Origin of the sequence: Microbacterium sp. CFBP 13617, assembly GCF_014839445.1 — a bacterium.
Classification (GTDB): Bacteria; Actinomycetota; Actinomycetes; order Actinomycetales; family Microbacteriaceae; genus Microbacterium.
The window spans coordinates 705,161-722,202 of sequence record NZ_JACYNW010000002.1; the positions used below are offsets into that span (position 1 = coordinate 705,161).

The following is a 17,042-nucleotide window of genomic DNA, read 5'->3' on the forward strand; positions in this document are numbered from 1 at the left end:
CGGCGAAGTACGTCATCGTGCCCGGTCAGGGAATCTGCCAGAAGGTGTTGGCCAGCCCGTACATGTTGTAGATCCACCACCACTGCCCCAGGAGCGACAGGGCCAGAACGCCGATGCGCCAGCCGCGCGAGGTCGGCACGGCGAACGCCCCCCACAGCGGCGAGACGGGCACGAGCAGACGGAAGATGCTCGACTGGGGGAAGAACACGAGCAGCAGGTAGACGAGGTAGCTCGCCGACCACAGGCGCACCTCGATTCCCAGTCGCTTCACCTGGGGCAGCAGCAGCAGCGCGGCCGCGGCGCCGACGATGAGCACGACGAGCGCGACGTATCCGACGACGGGCCCGGGCCCCCACTGCGTGAACCAGAATCCCGCCGCCTGCACCCACCCGTCGACCGGGACGAAGTGCCCCCCGCTATCGCCGAGCCAGTTGCGCCGCCACGCGAGCTCGGTGGGGAGGTAGGCGCCCGGATCGCCGGTGACGATCGTCGCGATGCCCTGCCACGCGAACCCGACGAGGGTCGACAGCGCCCCCAGCGCCACGATGTGCACCACGTCGCGTCTCGGCAGCGGCTCCGTGCGGCGACGGAGGAAGCGGTGGATGCCGAGCAGGGCGAGGAACAGCGCGAAGGCGAGGATGCCCGGGCGCGTGAACCCCATCGCCGGGACGAGCAGGTACAGCCAGCCCCATCGTCGCAGTTGCACGCAGCGCAGGGCGAGGAAGAGCAGGAACAGGAACAGCGCCTCGGCGTACCCCACCTGGAACAGCGCGGCCAGCGGGCCGCACGCGAAGAAGACGACGGCCCACATCGCCGCCGAGGCGCCGATGCGCTCGCGCAGCAGCGCGTGCAGCACGACGCACGCGCCGTAGCCCGAAGCGAGCGAGATGGCCACGGCCCCCGCGCCCCACGACCCGAGCAGCGCTCCGAGGCCCGCCGACAGGTAGGCGTACAGCGGCATGAACGCCCACGCGTTCTCGGCGACGTGACCCCCGGCGGCCAGCGGAAGGTCGGCCGGGTACCCCGACACCGCCGCCAGCCAATACCACTGCGCGTCCCAGCCCAGCGCGAGCTCGCCCAACGAGGGGGCCACGCCGTAGCGCGACGCCGGTCCCGACAGCGCCGCCGTCACGACGAAGAACCCGGTCGTGATCACGCGCGCGACCACGTAGACGAGGGCGATCCGTGCGGCGACGGGCAGCCGCTCCCACCCGCGGACGGACGGCGATGCCGTGACGTCGGCGGTCACGACCCGCTCAGCCACGCCCGCAGACCCCGCTCGACCGCGTCGATCTGCGCGAGCGGAACGCGCTCCTCGTCGTGGTGGGCCAGGTGCGGGTCGCCGGGGCCGTAGTTGACGGCGGGGATGCCCAGGGCCGAGAACCGTGCGACGTCGGTCCAGCCGTACTTGGGCTTCGGGGTCGCCCCCACGGCCGTGACGAAGTCCTGCGCGAGGGCCGCGTCGAGCCCGGGTCGGGCGCCCTCCGCCACGTCGACGATCTCGATGTCGAATCCGGTGAACACGTCACGCACGACGCGCTCGGCGGCCTCGGCATCGCGACTGGGCGCGAAGCGGTAGTTGACCTCGACCTCGCACGCGTCGGGGATGACGTTGCCGGCGACACCGCCCGAGATGCGCACGGCGTTGAGGCCCTCGCGGTAGAGGAGGCCCTCGACCTCGATCTCGCGGGCGCGGTACTCGGCCAGGCGGGCGAGGATGGGGGCCGCCTTGTGGATGGCGTTCTCGCCGATCCACGAGCGCGCACTGTGCGCGCGCACGCCGTCGGTACGGACGAGCGCGCGGAGCGTGCCGTTGCACCCTCCCTCGACCTCGCCGTTGCTCGGCTCCCCGAGGATGGCGAAGTCTCCGGCGAACAGGTCGGGACGGTTGCGCGAGAGACGGCCGAGACCGTTCAGAGAGGAGTCCACCTCTTCGTGGTCGTACCACATCCACGTGATGTCGACAGGGGGTGCGACCAGCTCCGCGGCGAGTTTCAGCTGCACGGCGACGCCGGCCTTCATGTCGACCGTGCCGCGACCCCAGAGGAACGCCTCGCCGTCGATCTCGCGGTCCTCCACCGGCAGGTTGCGGTTGATGGGGACCGTGTCGATGTGCCCCGCGATGACGACGCGTCGGTCGCGCCCCAGCTGGGTGCGGGCCACGACGGTGTCGCCGTCCCGGATGATCTCGAGGTGCCCGTAGGCCGAGACGGCGGCCTCGATGGCATCCGCGAGGGTGGTCTCGTCCCCCGACTCGCTGGCGATGTCGCAGATCGCACGGGTGAGGTCGACGGACGAGGAAGTGAGGTCGAGGGCGGCCATGCCCCGATCCTCCCACAGGCGGCACCCCCGCTAGCCTGGACGTGTGAGCAACGAACGACGCATCAGCGCTGCCGGCCTCTCCACCCGCACCCTCGAGGGGACCGTGCTCGACACGTGGTTCCCCCGGCCGGTCCTGGGCGTGCCCGAGACCCTGGATGCCGAGCGGGCCGACCTCGAGAAGACGGCCGGGGCCGACGAGCGCCGGGGTGTCGTCGTCGAGGCCGTCGCCCTCACGATCGACGCCGACGCGGCACCGGCGTCGACCGCCGACGCGTACCTGCGTCTGCACGCGCTGTCGCACCTGCTGGTGCGTCCCAACGACATCAACCTCGACGGGATCTTCTCCCACCTGCCGAACGTCGCCTGGACCAGCGCCGGCCCGATGCACCCCGACGATGCGGCGCGGCTCCGTCCCTCGCTCCAGCGCCACGGCATCCAGATCCAGGGGCTCGACAAGTTCCCGCGCCTCACCGACTACGTGCTGCCCGCCGGCGTGCGCATCGCCGACGCCTCGCGGGTGCGGCTGGGTGCCCACCTGTCGCCCGGCACGACCGTGATGCACGAGGGCTTCGTCAACTTCAACGCCGGCACGCTCGGCTCCTCGATGATCGAGGGGCGCGTGTCGCAGGGCGTCGTGATCGGCGACGGCACCGACATCGGCGGCGGCGCCTCGATCATGGGCACGCTCTCGGGAGGGGGGACCCACCGCGTCTCGATCGGCGCGCGCACCCTGCTCGGCGCCAACGCGGGCATCGGCATCTCGCTCGGCGACGACTGCGTCGTCGAGGCCGGACTCTACGTCACCGCCGGCACCAAGGTGCGGGTCGGCGACGAGACGGTCAAGGCCGGCGAGCTGTCGGGCCGTGACGGCATCCTGTTCCGCCGCAACTCCCTCACCGGCGCCGTCGAGGTCTCGGCCCGCGCCGGCGTCGGCGTCACGCTGAACGAGGCCCTGCACGCCTGACGCCGCACGCGCGACGCTGCACGCGCGGCGCTGCACGCCCGACGCCGAACCGCACCGCGTGTCGCGTCGCCCGCCCCGCGGCATCCGTCCCGCAGCCACGGCCGCGCGGCATCCGTCCGTCCCCCGCGCCCGCGCGGCGTACGCATCATGCCCATAAACGCTCTTCGTGCGCATAAACGCCACGACACCGCGTTTATCCGCACGATCAGCGTTTATGGGCGAGGCGGCGCCGGGGTCTCGACGCCGCACCCTGCCGCACTCACCGGTTGCCTCGGCCACACCCGCACCGACGCGCTTCCGGGCCGCCGAGAGCCAGCACCTCCCCGCCGGCAGACGAAACGCCCCGCCCCTCGCGAGAGGGACGGGGCGTTCGAGGGCCGGTGTCAGCCGATGCCGGGGTAGTCGCGCACCGCGGCACCCGTGTACAGCTGCTGCGGGCGGCCGATCTTCGTCTGCGGGTCGCTGATGGCCTCGCGCCACTGGGCGATCCAGCCGGGCAGGCGTCCGATCGCGAAGAGCACGGTGAACATGCGCGTGGGGAAACCCATCGCCTTGTAGATGACGCCGGTGTAGAAGTCGACGTTGGGGTACAGGCGACGCTCCTTGAAGTAGTCGTCCTCGAGGGCGATCTGCTCGAGCTCCTTCGCGAGGTCGAGCAGGGGGTCGCTCACGCCGAGGGCTTCGAGCACCTCGTCGGCAGCGCCCTTCACCAGCTTGGCGCGCGGGTCGTAGTTCTTGTAGACCCGGTGGCCGAAGCCCATGAGCTTGACGCCCTCTTCTTTGTTCTTCACGCGCTCGACGAAGCGTTCGACGCTCTCGCCCGAATCGCGGATGCGGCCGAGCATCTGCAGCACGGCCTCGTTGGCGCCACCGTGCAGCGGGCCCGACAGGGCCTGGATGCCGGCGGACACCGACGCGAACTGGTTGGCGCCGGTGGAGCCCACCAGGCGCACCGTCGAGGTCGACGCGTTCTGCTCGTGGTCCTCGTGCAGCATCAGCAGCAGGTCGAGGGCCTTGGTCATGACGGGGTTGATCTCGTACGGCTCGCTCATGACGCCGAAGTTCAGCTTGAGGAAGTTGTCGACGAAGCTCATCGAGTTGTCGGGGTACAGGAACGCCTGCCCGATGCTCTTCTTGTGCGCGTAGGCCGCGATCACGGGGAGCTTCGCGAGCATGCGCACGGTGTTGAGTTCGACGTGCTCGGGGTTGTGCGGGTCGGACTCGGCCTCGTAGTAGGTCGAGAGGGCCGCGGTCGCCGCCGACAGCACCGACATGGGGTGCGCGGTCGGCGGAAGCGACGAGAACAGGCTCTTCAGGTCTTCGTGCAGCAACGTGTGACGGCGGATGCGCTCGTCGAACGATGCGAGTTCGGATGCCGAGGGCAGCTCGCCGTAGATGAGCAGCCACGCGACTTCGAGGTAGGTGCTGTTCTGAGCCAGCTGCTCGATCGGGTATCCGCGGTAGCGCAGAATGCCCTGGTCACCGTCGATGTAGGTGATGTCCGACTTCGTCGAGGCGGTGTTGACGAAGCCGTAGTCGAGCGCCGTGTGCCCGGTCTGCTTCGTCAGCGACGCCATGTCGATGCTGGGGATGCCGTCGGTGCCCCGAAGAACCGCGAATTCGGCGGTGGTGCCCCCTACCGTGAGGGTGGCCTTGTCCTGCTGCGTACCCACGTCGCTCACCGCGCCTCCTTGCGATTTCTGGTCGCCCACTTGTCGACCGCGAGGGCGGGAGGCACCCGCGATCTTCCCGAACCGGGGATGCCGCGGGGGCGGCGTCCGGGTCGGCGCACGCCCGGAGGGTTGCCCGAACGCACTGCTTTTACAGCCTAGTAGGCCGGGGCGCCTACAGATGACATCGCCAAAGGATGCCCCCATCGAAGGGAGGGATCCTCCTTTTGCCACCGCCGATCTCACGGCATCCGCTCACCCGCGCGTCTTCGGCACCACCAGCGGTGTGCCCGACTCGGGGTCGGTGATGATGCGGCACGGCAGATCGAAGACCTCCTCGACCGCACTGGCGGTGAGCACGTCGGCGGGCGGGCCGTCGATCACGACGCGGCCGCGCTTCAGCGCGACGATGCGGTCGGCGTAGCGTGCCGCGTGGTTCAGATCGTGCAGCACGGCCACGATCGTGCGACCCTGTTCGCGATTGATGCGGCGGAACAGCTCGAGGGCGTCGAGCTGGTGCGCGATGTCGAGATAGGTGGTCGGTTCGTCGAGCAGCAGGGTGTGCGTGTCCTGCGCGAGGGCCATCGCCAGCCATACCCGTTGACGCTGTCCGCCCGAGAGCGCGTCGATGTCGCGCGAAGCGAGGTCGGTGACGCCGGTGGCCTCCAGGGCGCGACGCACGGCGTCTTCGTCGGCGGCGGTCCAGGGTGCGAACGGGCGGCGGTGCGGGTAACGGCCTCGAGCGACGAGGTCGGCCACGCGCATCCCGTCGGGGGCGGTGCTGGATTGCGGGAGCATTCCGAGCGAGCGCGCCAGTTCCCGCGGGGCCCGCGACTGCAGCTCGCGTCCGTCGAAGACGATCGACCCCGCAGCGATCGGCAGCAGCCGGGCGAACGCCCGGAGCAGCGTCGACTTCCCGCAGCCGTTGGGACCGACGATCGCGACTAACGACCCGCGTCGGATGCCGAGGGACAGCCCGTCCACCACGGTCTCGCCGTGCGGGTAGGCGATCGACACGTCGACGGCGGTGAGCACGCCGGGGCTCTCGGCATCCGGGATCGGTGTCACAGCAGTCCCTTCTCGGCGAGCAGGTCCTCGAACCTGTCGGTCTGCTCCTCGTCGTCGGCCTCCGACGAGAACACCTCCTCGATCGCGTCGCGGAGGCCCGGCCCGGCCGCCTCGAAGCGCGCGATCCACCGCTCGCTGTCGCGACGCCAGTACCCCATCGTCATCCAGCGGTGTGGCGGGATCCTCCGCTCGCGCCGCAGCGTGGTGCGCACGGTCCGCATGTCCGAGGCCTCCCCCGAGAACCACACGTAGGCATCGGGGTCGTCGGCGCTCAGTCGCCGGGTCTCGGCGACGAGATCTCCGGGCGCGCACCACCGCACGTCGTCGCCCGGTCGGACAGTGAGCTCCTGGCGGTCGGTCGGGTCGTCGAGGGCGATGACGACCGTCACCGGAGGGCCGCCCGCACCGGTGAGCGCCCGCTCGTCGAGGATGCGGCCGATCGCCGGCAGCGCCGTCGCGTCTCCGCACAGGAGGATGCGCGTGGTGTCGGCGGGCGGCGCGTAGTGCCCGCGGGGGGCCTCGAACAACACGGTGTCGCCCACCGCGGCGCGCGCCGCCCACTCGGTGGCCGGACCGTGCCCGTGCAGCAGCAGGTCGACGACCAGCTCGCCCGTCTCGGGGCGGCGCTCGCGGACGGTGTAGTACCGCTTGAGCGGGAGGGCATCCGGGCCCGGCACCCACAGCCCGAAGAACTCGTCGGGGTGCTGCGCGGCATCCAGACCCTGACCGTCGAGGGAGTGCACCTCGCCGATCACCACCCTCACCATGTGGGGGGTGACGCGTGCGACCGCCGTCACGGTCCCGGCGAATGCCGGACGGTCGTCGGGCTCGGTCATGGGTTCTCCTTCTCTCGACGGGTGAGCAGCCAGGCCAGGTAGACCCCGCCGAGGCAGACGGTCACGATGCCGGTGGGCAGCATGACGGGGGCGAGCAGACGCGAAGCGACGAGGTCGCTCGCGCACAGCAGGACGGCTCCGGTGAGGGCGGACGCGCCGAAGGGGATCGTCCCGGTCCCCCACAGTCGTCGCGCGATCTGCGGGGCGGCCAGCGCGACGAAGCCGACGGGACCGGTCACGGCGGTGGCGACCGAGATCATGGCGACTCCGACCAGCATCGCCGTCCAGCGCACCGCGACCGGGCGCACGCCGAGGCCGGCCGCCCTCTCTTCGCCGAACTCGAGGGCCTGCATCGCGGGGGCGAGAGCGGCCACGACGACGGCGCCCGTCCCCAGGGTGACGGCAGCGGGCAGGATCCAGCCCACCTCGACGCCGTTGAGCGAGCCCGTCGCCCAGACGGCGGCGGCACGGGCGCGCACGTCGTCGAGGCGCACCACGAGCACGACGTTGACGGCACCGAGCATGGCGGTGATGCCGACGCCGGTGATCACGACCGTGAGCCCGCGAAACCCCGTGCGCGCGCTGAGGGCGAAGACGATCACCGCCGCGAGCAGACCGCCGACCACGGCGCTGCCGGTGAGCGCGAGGACGGTACCCGCACCCGCGAGGGTCGCCAGCAGGACGCCGGTGAACGCCCCCACTGAGAAGCCGAGGATGTCGGGGCTGCCCAGGGGGTTACGGGTGACCGTCTGGAAGAGCGCGCCCGACAGCGCGAGCAGCGCGCCGATAAGGATTCCCAGCACGGCACGGGGCAGCCGCCACTCGCGCACGACGAGCACCGTCCCCGCGTCGCCCGTGCCCGCGAGCGCCGACAGCGCCTCGAGGGGCCCGACGCCGAGGTCGCCGAGAGCCAGGGTGGCAACGCTCACGCCGGCCAGCAGCACCGCCCCGAGGGCCCAGGCCATGATTCTCCGGCGTTGCAGGGCGGCGGGTGGGCGGATGATCGAGGTCATGTCATCCTCCGACGACGGTGCACCAGCGCGATGAGCACGGGAGCCCCGAGGAATGCGGTGACCACCCCGAGCGGGAGTTCACCGGGCGCGACGACCGTGCGGGCGATCACATCGGAGGCCAGCAGCAGCACCGGGCCCACGAGCACACTGGCGGCCAGGATCCGCACCTGATCGGCGCCGACGACCGCGCGCACCGCGTGCGGCACGAGGAGGCCCACGAACGCGATGGGCCCCACGGCCGCCGTCGCCGTGCCGCACAGCAGCACGATGAGCACCAGGCCGATGGCGCGCACGCGCGGCACCCGCGCACCGAGCGTGTGGGCGGCATCCTCGCCCAGCACGAGCAGGTTCAGCCCCGGCCCGATCCCCACGGCCAGCGCGACGCCCGCCACGATCAGCACCGACACGAGCAGCGCCGTCGGGGTGTCGCGTGCGGCGAGCGACCCGGTCTCCCAGACCCGGATGCGCGCGTACTCCGCTGGGTCGATCAGACTCAGCGCCTGCGTGATGCCCGAGAGCACGGCTCCGACGGCGACCCCGGCGAGCACGAGACGGGCGATGGATGCCGAGCGCCCGACGCCGCCGAGCAGCGCCACCAGGATCGCGGCCAGGCACGCTCCGGCGAAAGCGAAGAGCAGGGTGGCGGAGAAATCGTGCACGCCCAGCACCACGTACGCGACCGCCACGGCCGTGGACGCGCCCGCGTTGACCCCCAGGAGACCGGGTTCGGCGAGCGGGTTGCGAGTGAGCGCCTGCATGACGACGCCCGCGACCGCGAGCGCCGCCCCCACCGCGATCGCCAGCACGGCACGCGGGACCCGGATGGTGTGGACGATGATCGAGGCGACGGAGTCGTCGGGATGACGCAGCAGCTCGAACGCCCGAGCGGGCGAGAGCAGCGGGTCGCCGATGCACAGCGACGCCACGGCGAGAGCGGCTCCGGCGAGGAGGGCGGCGAGAAGCGCCACGCGGCCCCGGCGGGAGACGGCCGGGGCCCGCCGCGCGACGCGGCGGTCCCCGGCAGCGCCGACCGTCATCGACTCAGCGGTTGAAGTACGTTGTCGACCAGTTCACGCACCCACTCCTGAGCGGTCTCGTAGTCGGTCACGCTCGCGCGCATGGCGTACACGTCGCCGGATCGGGCGACATCGAGGGTCTGGAACACCGGGGAGGTGCGGATGGCCTCGATCCCCTCGAGCGGTGTGCCGTCGACGGCCGCGAACGTCAGCGCGTAGGTGACGCCCTCGAAGACGGTGGGCAGCTGCTCGAGCGGCAGCGAGACGTAGCCGCGGCCTTCGGTGTCCGAAAGCGAGGCCGCACCGGGTCCGTACTGGAGGCCGAGTTCTTCCACGACCAGGTCGCCGGTCGACCCCGTGGGCAATTGCACCGAGAACTGGCCGGGCTCGTCGCCGAACGAGAAGTTGATCCACCGGTGCGACTCGATCACCTCGCCGTAGGTGCTCTTCGTCTCGTCGCGTAGGGCTTCGTACGCGGCCTTGCTGGCCTTCAGCGTCTCGGTGGTCCCGGTGGCGGCGGCCGTCTGCTCGGTGATGCTCTGCCAATCGCCGCGGTCGGATCCCCCCGTGACGACGGTGGGCGCGATGGAGCGCAGACGTTCGTAGGTGCTCTCGTCGATCTCGTCGGCCGTGCCGACGATGAGGTCGGGGCGCGCGGAGGCGAGCGCTTCGAAGTTGATCTCGCCGAAGGTGCCGATCATCGTGGCGTCGGCGATGTACTCCATCTGCCCGGCCGTGTAGCTGTCGGCCCACCGGGAGTAGTCGATGGTGGCGATCGGCTTCACCCCGAGGGACATGAGCTGCCAGGGGGTGTCGTAGGACACCGCCGCGACGCGCACCGGCGACACCGGAACCTCGACGGGACCGTAGGCCGACTCGACGGTCGACTGCCCCGACGGCGATGACGCCGGGCCCGGTGAGGCGCACCCCGTCAGGAGGGCGAAGGCAACGGCCGCGGTCGCGGCGATCGCGCCGAAACGACGTGTTCTGAGCACGGAGAACTCCTCGATGTTAGGTAAGGGATACCTAATTATCGCGATGCCGTTGCGGCATGTGCGGGCAGAAATCTCCGCCGTTCAGCCGATTTCATTCGCGAATCGGTCACCGTGTGTGCCCGTCACGAACGCACGGGGGCTCGCACCGACCCGATCGCGGAACGCCGTCGAGAACGCAGCCGCCGAGTCGTATCCCACCCGTCGAGCGACGACGGCGACCCCCGCCCCCGCGCTCAGCGCCGCCATCGCCGCCTGCATGCGCAGCTGCGATCGCCAATGCGAGAACGACATGCCGGTCTCGTCGCGGAAGCGCCGGCTGAAGGTGCGGGTGCTCACCGCGCACGCCCGGGCCCAGTCGTCCACCGTCCGGCTGTCTCCCGGGGCACCCGACAGGGCGAGCGTCACCCGCCGGAGCCAGGGGGTGTGCGGTTGCGGGAGTCCGGCATCCGGCTGCGCGCCCAGCGACAGCAGGTCGAGGGCGAACGCCTCCGCCCGGGCGCGGCGCGCGGGGGCACGCCCGGGATCGGAGTATTCGGCGTGGAGATGGGCCAGCACGTCCTCGAGGAGGGTCGAGGTCGTCAGCACCGTGGGGAGGGTGAGGGCGTCCGGCACCGCGCCGCGGAGGAACCACGTGCACCGCATCACGTTGCCGGCGCTCGCGTGCACCGCGTGCGGAGTCTGCGCGGGGATCCAGATGGCCGCCCCCCGCGGCACGACGAAGATGGCCTGATCGGTCGCGACCGTCACCACCACGGAGATCGACGAGAGCAGCTCGTGCTCGTCGTGCGCGTGCGTCTCCCAGTGCTCACCCTCGTCGTGAAGCACCGGCGTCGCGATCTCGACCGAGTGCAGGCGCCGACCGGCCGAGCTCGGTGGCATCCTGATCTCATCCATCGGCGGCTCGCGAACGCGCCGTGCGTGACCCGCGGGACCGCCCCCGCCCGACCGGCTTCACGGGCTACGGAGCCAGCCGCTCCGCCGCCGCGGCGATCCGCTCGTCGGTCGCCGTGAGCGAGAAGCGCACGTGGTTCGGGAAGTGGGTGCCGTAGAAGTGCCCGGGCCCGACCAGGATGCCCAGGTCGGCCAGCCGACCCACGCTCTCCCACGCGTCGCGGCCCTCGGTCGCCCAGAGGTAGAGCCCGCCTTCGCTGCGGTCGATCGTGAAACCCGCGGCCTCGATCGCGGGCTTGAGGATCGCCCGCCGACGCGCGTACCGCTCGCGCTGCTCGACGACGTGCGCATCGTCGCCCAGGGCGACGGTCATCGCCCGCTGCACGGGGGCCGGAGGAATGAGACCGAGATGCTTGCGACCGGTCAGCAGTCGCTCCACCAGGGCCGCGTCACCGGCGAGGAAGGCCGCGCGGTATCCGGCAAGGTTCGACTGCTTGCTCAGCGAATACACCGACAGCACACCGATGAGGTCGTCGCCCACGACAGCCGGGTCGAGCACGCTGGGCACCCGCTCGCGGTCCCACGGCGCGTCCCACCCGAGTTCGGCGTAGCACTCGTCGGACGCGAGGACCGCACCGAGCTCGCGCGCCCGGGTCACGGCATCCCTCAACTCCGCCGCGGAGAGCACACGACCGTCGGGGTTACCCGGCGAGTTGATCCACACCAGACGCGTGTGGGCGGGCCACTCGGAGGGATCATCGGATGCCACGGCCTCGGCGCCGACGAGACGGGCACCCACCTCATAGGTCGGGTACGCGGCGCGCGGGTGCACGACGGCATCGCCAGGACCGAGGCCCAGCAGCAGCGGCAACAGCGCCACGAGTTCTTTGGATCCGACCGTCGGAAGGGCGTTCGCGGCCGTCAGGCCCGGGACTCCGCGGCGACGGGCGTACCACTCGACGATCGCCTCGCGCAGTGCCGGCGTGCCGGCCGTCTGCGGGTAGGCGTGCGCGTCGGTCGCGTCGGCGAGGGCGGTGGCGATCACGTCGGGCGTCGGGTCGACGGGCGAACCGATCGACAAGTCGACGATGCCGGCGGGATGTCGCCGCGCGCGCTCCGCGTACGGGGCGACGGCGTCCCAGGGGTAGTCGGCGAGGTCGGCGACGCCCACGGCTCAGTGGGCCTGCGGGGGAAGCGCGGTGATGACGGGGTGGTCCTTGGCGATCACGCCGACCTTCGCCGCTCCACCGGGCGAGCCGATGTCGTCGAAGAACTCGACGTTGGCCTTGTAGTAATCGGACCACTCTTCGGGCAGGTCGTCTTCGTAGTAGATCGCCTCGACGGGGCAGACCGGCTCGCACGCACCGCAGTCGACGCATTCGTCGGGGTGGATGTACAGCGACCGTTCACCCTCGTAGATGCAGTCGACGGGGCATTCGTCGATGCAGGCACGGTCCTTCACATCGACGCACGGGAGGGCGATCACGTAAGTCACGACCCCAGTCTAATCGCGCAGGAGCGACCGGCCTCGCCGCGCGGCCGCCGATGACCCCTGAGGCGTCACCGCGCGGTCGTGGCCGGGGTCGCGTTCGCGCCCGTGCCGACCGCGGGCTGCTGCTTCAGGTGCGAGAAGTCGGGCCAGAAGGCCACGAAGACCATCAGCGCCGGGCCCACGATCGTCCACACCACGGGGATCCATTCGGTGCCCGGGGTGGGGGCTGAGACGATGGCCGACCCGCCGGGACCCACCTGCGAGAACAGATACGTCGCCGCCGAGATGCCGAACCCGCCGGCCAGCGCGTTGATCCGGTCTCCCGTCAGCACGCGCAACGCGATCAACAGCGCCGCACTGCCGATCGTGGCCAGGATCAGTCCCAGCGGCACGGGCCCGAGGCGGTACGCCTGCGCGACCGTGCCGGCCGCCCCGTAGAAGGCGCCGACCAGCAGCGCCACGACCCAACCGACGATGCGCAGGATGCCAGAGCTCATCGCGCCAGTGTAGGCGCGACGCCTTTGCCCCGAGAGAACCCCCCGGTCACGCCGCCCACCCCCACAGGCGCAGCAGCGCCGCGGTGACCGCGGCCGCCACGACCACGATGAGGAACGGGGCGCGCGCCCACAGCAGCAGTGCCGCGACCGCGACGGCCGGCAGTCGCGCGTCGAGGACGATCTCCGAGCCCACAGCCACGGTCTGCACGATCACCAGCGCCGAGAGCAGTGCCACGGTCAGCAGATCGGCGATGCGCGCCGGGCGGGGCGCCTCGAGCCAGTGTGCGGGAGTGAGGTAGCCGACGCCCTTCAGGGCGACGCAGATCACCGAGGCCAGGAGCACCGCGGTCCACAGGGTCATGGCATCCCCTTCTCTTCGGCGACGACTCCGGGAGCGGACGTCGGGCGGCGCGGATCGAACAGCCCCACCGCGACCGCGACGCCCGCGGCGGCGATGACGGGGATGCCCGGCATGAGCACGGGGGTGAGGGCGGCGGCGACGACCGCCGCACCCGCGGCCACCGCGAGCGGCTCGCGCCCTCGCAGCCGGGGCCACAGCAGCGCGAGGAACGCCGCCGCCGCGGCCGCATCGAGGCCGTATGTGCGCGGGTCGCCCAGCACGTCGCCGAGCAGCGCGCCCAGGAGGGTCGAGATGTTCCAGCCGATCCAGATCGCGACGCCGGTGACCCAGAACCCCCACTGGCGTGCGCGCGGCGTGGACTGCGCAAGGCCCACGGCCACCGATTCGTCGATCGTGAACTGCGTCGCACCGGCCTTGCGCCAGAATCCGCCCGCCACGACGGGAGCCATCCGCATCGCGTACGCGGCGTTACGCACGCCCAGCAGCACCGACGATGCGATCGCGGCGGGAGCGGCGGCCGCGCCGCCGGCGGCGATGACACCGACGAAGGCGAACTGCGACCCGCCCGTGAACATCAGCAGGCTCAGCACGCACGTCTGCCAGACGTCGAGTCCGGAGGCCACCGACAGGGCACCGAACGACACGCCGTAGGCGCTCGTCGCCAGCGCGACGGCGAGCCCCTGGCGAGCGGCGACACCCTCGGTTGTTCGGTAGAACGAACGCATGGTCAACATCGTGAACGCTTGAGCGGCGTTCGTCAAGTCGAACGATCGTTGAGCATAATGAACGCATGACCGATCTGAGCGACCGCATCGCCGCGACCCTGCGTCGCGAGCGCGAACGACGCGATCTGAGCGTCTCGGAGCTCGCACGCCGCGCGGGCGTCGCGAAAGCGACGGTCTCGCAGCTCGAGAACGGTGGAGGCAATCCCAGCGTCGAGACGCTCTGGGCGCTGGCCACGGCCCTCGAGGTGCCCTTCGCGGTGCTCGTCGACGAGGGCGTGCGCTCCCCCACGCTCATCCGCGCCGGTGAGGCCACCGCGGCCGTGTCGTCCTCGGCATCCGACTATCTCGCCGTGCTCCTGTCGGCGAGTCCGCCGCACGCCCGCCGCGACATCTACCTGCTCAGCGCCGAGCCCGGCACGCCGCGACTGTCGGAGCCCCACCCCCGCGGCACGATCGAGCACGTCGTGCTCGTGACCGGTCGCGGCCTCGTCGGCCCGGTCGACGCCCCCTACGAGCTGTCCCCCGGCGACTACCTCTCGTACCCCGGCGACGCTCCGCACGTGTTCGAGGCACTGGAGCCGGGCATGAGCGTCGTCTGCGTCGTCGAGTCGCGCTGAGCCCACCGCTCGCACTGCAACACCCGTCGAGCCCCCCGCGCCGCGCTCACGCCGAGCCGCCCCCCAGCGCCACAACCCCGTTGAGTGTCCACGACACGCCGCCACGGCGCGGGTACGCGCGGCGTGTTCTGGACACTCAACGGGAAACGAGCGCCGCGCGCGCAAAACGGCCCCGCGCCACCGCCCCGCCCAGCCACTCGCGTCGCACCCACGCCGAGCCGCAAGCGCCGCAACGCCGAGCCCCCCAGCGCCACAACCCCGTTGAGTGTCCACGACACGCCGCCCCCGCACCGGCACACACGGCGCGTCTTGGACACTCAACGGGGAATCCACTCCGCGGAAACGCGAATGGGCCCGCGCCAGCGCTCAGGCCGCATCCGCGCCCAGCCCAGCCGAGCCCTGCCCGGCCCCGCCCCAGCGCCACAACCCGTCGAGTGTCCACGACACGCCGCCACCGCCCGAGGCACAGCGGCGTGTCCTGGACACTCAACGGGGAACGAACGCCGCAGAAACGCGAAACGGCCCCGCCCAGCCGGAGCTGGTGCGGGGCCGTCGTGGATGCAGACGCTTACGCGTTGGCATCCTGACGCTTCAGGCGCGAGGCGGAGCGTCCGCGCTCGGTCGCGTCGAGCACGACCTTGCGGATACGCACGGCCTCGGGGGTGACCTCGACGCATTCGTCGTCGCGGGCGAACTCGAGGCTCTCCTCGAGCGTCAGCAGGCGCGGGGGCGTCATCGACTCGAACGAGTCGGAGCTGGCCGCACGCATGTTGGTCAGCTTCTTCTCTTTGGTGATGTTGACGTCCATGTCGTCGGCGCGCGAGTTCTCGCCGATGACCATGCCCTCGTAGACCTCCTGCGTCGGCTGCACGAAGAACGACATGCGCTCCTGCAGACCGATCATCGCGAAGGGGGTGACGACGCCCATGCGGTCGGCGACGATCGAGCCGTTCTGACGGGTCGAGATGTGACCGGCCCAGGGCTCGTAGCCGTGCGAGATCGCGTTGGCGATACCGGTGCCGCGCGTGGTGGTGAGGAACTCGGTGCGGAAGCCGATCAGGCCGCGCGAGGGGACGACGAACTCCATGCGCACCCAGCCGGTGCCGTGGTTCGTCATGTTGTCCATGCGACCCTTGCGGCCGGCGAGCAGCTGCGTGATCGCGCCGAGGTACTCCTCGGGCGAGTCGATGGTGAGGTGCTCGAACGGCTCGTAGGTCTTGCCGTCGATCTTCTTCGTGACCACCTGGGGCTTGCCTACGGTGAGCTCGAAGCCCTCGCGGCGCATGTTCTCGACGAGGATCGCGAGGGCGAGCTCTCCGCGGCCCTGCACCTCCCACGCGTCGGGGCGTCCGATGTCGACGACCTTCAGCGAGACGTTACCGATCAGCTCGCGGTCGAGGCGGTCCTTGACCATGCGGGCGGTGAGCTTATGACCCTTCACCTTGCCCATGAGGGGCGAGGTGTTCGTGCCGATGGTCATCGAGATGGCCGGGTCGTCGACCGTGATGGCCTTGAGGGGCCGCACGTCTTCGGGGTCGGCGATGGTCTCGCCGATGGTGATGTCGGGGAAACCGGCGATGGCGACGATGTCACCGGGGCCGGCGTCGTCGGCCGGGTAGCGCTCCAGCGCGCGGGTCTTCAGCAGCTCGGTGATGCGGGCGTTGCTGGTGGTGCCGTCGGCTCGGACCCACGCGACCGTCTGACCCTTCTTCAGGGTGCCGTTGAACACGCGCAGCAGCGCGAGGCGGCCGAGGAAGGGGCTCGAGTCGAGGTTGGTGACCCACGCCTGCAGCGGCGCCTCGTCGTCGTACGACGGGGCCGGAACGTGCTCGAGGATCGCGCCGAAGAGCGGCTCGAGGTCGTCGTTGTCGGGCAGCGAGCCGTCGGCGGGACGGTTCAGCGACGCAGCTCCCGCACGACCCGAGGCGTACACGACGGGGACGTCGAGCAGGGCATCGACGTCGAGGTCGGGAACGTCGTCGACCAGGTCGGACGCGAGACCGAGCAGCAGGTCGTGCGCCTCTTCTTCGACCTCGCCGATACGCGCGTCGGGTCGGTCGGTCTTGTTCACCAACAGGATGACGGGGAGCTTGGCCTCGAGGGCCTTGCGCAGCACGAAGCGGGTCTGGGGCAGCGGGCCCTCGGACGCGTCGACGAGCAGCACGACACCGTCGACCATCGACAGGCCGCGCTCGACCTCGCCACCGAAGTCGGCGTGGCCCGGGGTGTCGATCACGTTGATCGTGACCGGCACGTCGCTGTGGACGCCGTTGTAGGTGATCGCCGTGTTCTTGGCGAGGATCGTGATGCCCTTTTCGCGCTCGAGGTCGTTCGAGTCCATCGCGCGTTCTTCGATGTGCGCGTGGTCGCCGAACGAGCCGGTCTGGCGGAGCATGGCGTCGACGAGAGTCGTCTTGCCGTGGTCGACGTGCGCGACGATCGCGACGTTGCGGAGGTCAGGACGAAGGGCGTGCGCCATGGAGGGTCTCCAGGAAAATTCGGGGTGGCGCCCGGAATCGGGCTCCCTTAGTCTACCGGGCGCCCGCCGCGCAGCCTGGCAGACAGCAGAAAGGGG

17 protein-coding genes are annotated in these 17,042 nt (G+C 71.1%); 2 read left to right on the forward strand and 15 right to left on the reverse strand.

What is annotated here, in order from left to right; translation table 11 throughout:
- Positions 1–25 precede the first annotated feature (25 nt).
- Both IFU40_RS08020 and dapE read right to left on the reverse strand, forming a co-directional pair.
- On the reverse strand, positions 26–1,249 hold the full coding sequence (locus IFU40_RS08020; RefSeq protein ID WP_191925974.1) for a hypothetical protein: 1,224 nt from the start codon (positions 1,247–1,249) through the stop codon (positions 26–28).
- The gene (dapE, locus tag IFU40_RS08025; RefSeq protein ID WP_191925975.1) at positions 1,246–2,322 is read right to left on the reverse strand and encodes a succinyl-diaminopimelate desuccinylase; all 1,077 of its coding nucleotides are present in this window, start codon (positions 2,320–2,322) and stop codon (positions 1,246–1,248) included. The genes IFU40_RS08020 and dapE overlap by 4 nt, the downstream gene beginning before the upstream one ends.
- Positions 2,323–2,365: 43 nt before the next feature.
- Here dapE and dapD point away from each other — a divergent pair, with 43 nt between their 5' ends.
- Complete coding sequence (gene dapD / locus IFU40_RS08030) at positions 2,366–3,286, forward strand: 2,3,4,5-tetrahydropyridine-2,6-dicarboxylate N-succinyltransferase (protein WP_191925976.1); 921 nt, start codon at positions 2,366–2,368, stop codon at positions 3,284–3,286.
- Between the two features lie 383 nt (positions 3,287–3,669).
- Here dapD and IFU40_RS08035 read toward each other — a convergent pair whose 3' ends face one another.
- From IFU40_RS08035 to IFU40_RS08090, 12 genes are all read right to left on the reverse strand, one after another.
- On the reverse strand, positions 3,670–4,968 hold the full coding sequence (locus IFU40_RS08035; protein WP_082509624.1) for a citrate synthase: 1,299 nt from the start codon (positions 4,966–4,968) through the stop codon (positions 3,670–3,672).
- Positions 4,969–5,211: 243 nt separating this feature from the next.
- Complete coding sequence (locus IFU40_RS08040) at positions 5,212–6,024, reverse strand: ATP-binding cassette domain-containing protein (protein ID WP_191926063.1); 813 nt, start codon at positions 6,022–6,024, stop codon at positions 5,212–5,214.
- Positions 6,021–6,860 carry a siderophore-interacting protein gene (locus IFU40_RS08045; protein WP_191925977.1) on the reverse strand — a complete coding sequence of 280 codons (840 nt, stop codon included), beginning with the start codon at positions 6,858–6,860 and terminating at the stop codon, positions 6,021–6,023. The genes IFU40_RS08040 and IFU40_RS08045 overlap by 4 nt, the downstream gene beginning before the upstream one ends.
- Positions 6,857–7,873 carry a FecCD family ABC transporter permease gene (locus tag IFU40_RS08050; protein ID WP_191925978.1) on the reverse strand — a complete coding sequence of 339 codons (1,017 nt, stop codon included), beginning with the start codon at positions 7,871–7,873 and terminating at the stop codon, positions 6,857–6,859. Before IFU40_RS08050 ends, IFU40_RS08045 begins: the two co-directional genes overlap by 4 nt.
- Positions 7,870–8,841: an iron chelate uptake ABC transporter family permease subunit gene (locus IFU40_RS08055; RefSeq protein ID WP_198424681.1), complete on the reverse strand. Its 972-nt coding sequence runs from the start codon at positions 8,839–8,841 to the stop codon at positions 7,870–7,872. The genes IFU40_RS08050 and IFU40_RS08055 overlap by 4 nt, the downstream gene beginning before the upstream one ends.
- A 65-nt stretch (positions 8,842–8,906) precedes the next feature.
- Positions 8,907–9,884: an ABC transporter substrate-binding protein gene (locus IFU40_RS08060; protein ID WP_191925980.1), complete on the reverse strand. Its 978-nt coding sequence runs from the start codon at positions 9,882–9,884 to the stop codon at positions 8,907–8,909.
- A gap of 81 nt (positions 9,885–9,965) precedes the next feature.
- Positions 9,966–10,763: a helix-turn-helix transcriptional regulator gene (locus IFU40_RS08065; protein ID WP_191925981.1), complete on the reverse strand. Its 798-nt coding sequence runs from the start codon at positions 10,761–10,763 to the stop codon at positions 9,966–9,968.
- A gap of 79 nt (positions 10,764–10,842) precedes the next feature.
- On the reverse strand, positions 10,843–11,946 hold the full coding sequence (gene dapC, locus IFU40_RS08070) for a succinyldiaminopimelate transaminase (protein WP_191925982.1): 1,104 nt from the start codon (positions 11,944–11,946) through the stop codon (positions 10,843–10,845).
- A gap of 3 nt (positions 11,947–11,949) precedes the next feature.
- Complete coding sequence (gene fdxA / locus IFU40_RS08075; RefSeq protein ID WP_055836218.1) at positions 11,950–12,270, reverse strand: ferredoxin; 321 nt, start codon at positions 12,268–12,270, stop codon at positions 11,950–11,952.
- A gap of 65 nt (positions 12,271–12,335) precedes the next feature.
- Positions 12,336–12,764, reverse strand: coding sequence for a DUF6113 family protein (locus tag IFU40_RS08080; RefSeq protein WP_191925983.1), 429 nt, complete (start codon positions 12,762–12,764; stop codon positions 12,336–12,338).
- Between the two features lie 46 nt (positions 12,765–12,810).
- Positions 12,811–13,125, reverse strand: a complete 315-nt coding sequence (locus tag IFU40_RS08085; RefSeq protein WP_191925984.1) for an AzlD domain-containing protein — start codon at positions 13,123–13,125, stop codon at positions 12,811–12,813.
- Entirely contained in the window at positions 13,122–13,850 is a 729-nt protein-coding gene (locus IFU40_RS08090; RefSeq protein ID WP_191925985.1) for an AzlC family ABC transporter permease, read from the reverse strand. Before IFU40_RS08090 ends, IFU40_RS08085 begins: the two co-directional genes overlap by 4 nt.
- 65 nt (positions 13,851–13,915) lie before the next feature.
- Here IFU40_RS08090 and IFU40_RS08095 point away from each other — a divergent pair, with 65 nt between their 5' ends.
- Positions 13,916–14,467 carry a helix-turn-helix domain-containing protein gene (locus IFU40_RS08095; RefSeq protein WP_055836207.1) on the forward strand — a complete coding sequence of 184 codons (552 nt, stop codon included), beginning with the start codon at positions 13,916–13,918 and terminating at the stop codon, positions 14,465–14,467.
- Positions 14,468–15,035: 568 nt separating this feature from the next.
- Here the strand turns inward: IFU40_RS08095 and typA are convergent.
- Positions 15,036–16,946, reverse strand: coding sequence for a translational GTPase TypA (gene typA, locus IFU40_RS08100; protein ID WP_055836205.1), 1,911 nt, complete (start codon positions 16,944–16,946; stop codon positions 15,036–15,038).
- Positions 16,947–17,042: the final 96 nt, after the last annotated feature.

Bases quoted from the DNA above. Each gene is read 5' to 3' on its own strand.
- typA (WP_055836205.1), bottom strand. From the start codon at position 16,946: ATGGCGCACGCCCTTCGTCCTGACCTCCGCAACGTCGCGATCGTCGCG.
- IFU40_RS08085 (WP_191925984.1), bottom strand. From the start codon at position 13,125: ATGACCCTGTGGACCGCGGTGCTCCTGGCCTCGGTGATCTGCGTCGCC.
- IFU40_RS08045 (WP_191925977.1), bottom strand. From the start codon at position 6,860: ATGACCGAGCCCGACGACCGTCCGGCATTCGCCGGGACCGTGACGGCG.
- IFU40_RS08090 (WP_191925985.1), bottom strand. From the start codon at position 13,850: ATGCGTTCGTTCTACCGAACAACCGAGGGTGTCGCCGCTCGCCAGGGG.
- IFU40_RS08050 (WP_191925978.1), bottom strand. From the start codon at position 7,873: ATGACCTCGATCATCCGCCCACCCGCCGCCCTGCAACGCCGGAGAATC.
- dapE (WP_191925975.1), bottom strand. From the start codon at position 2,322: ATGGCCGCCCTCGACCTCACTTCCTCGTCCGTCGACCTCACCCGTGCG.
- IFU40_RS08095 (WP_055836207.1), top strand. From the start codon at position 13,916: ATGACCGATCTGAGCGACCGCATCGCCGCGACCCTGCGTCGCGAGCGC.
- IFU40_RS08065 (WP_191925981.1), bottom strand. From the start codon at position 10,763: ATGCCACCGAGCTCGGCCGGTCGGCGCCTGCACTCGGTCGAGATCGCG.
- IFU40_RS08080 (WP_191925983.1), bottom strand. From the start codon at position 12,764: ATGAGCTCTGGCATCCTGCGCATCGTCGGTTGGGTCGTGGCGCTGCTG.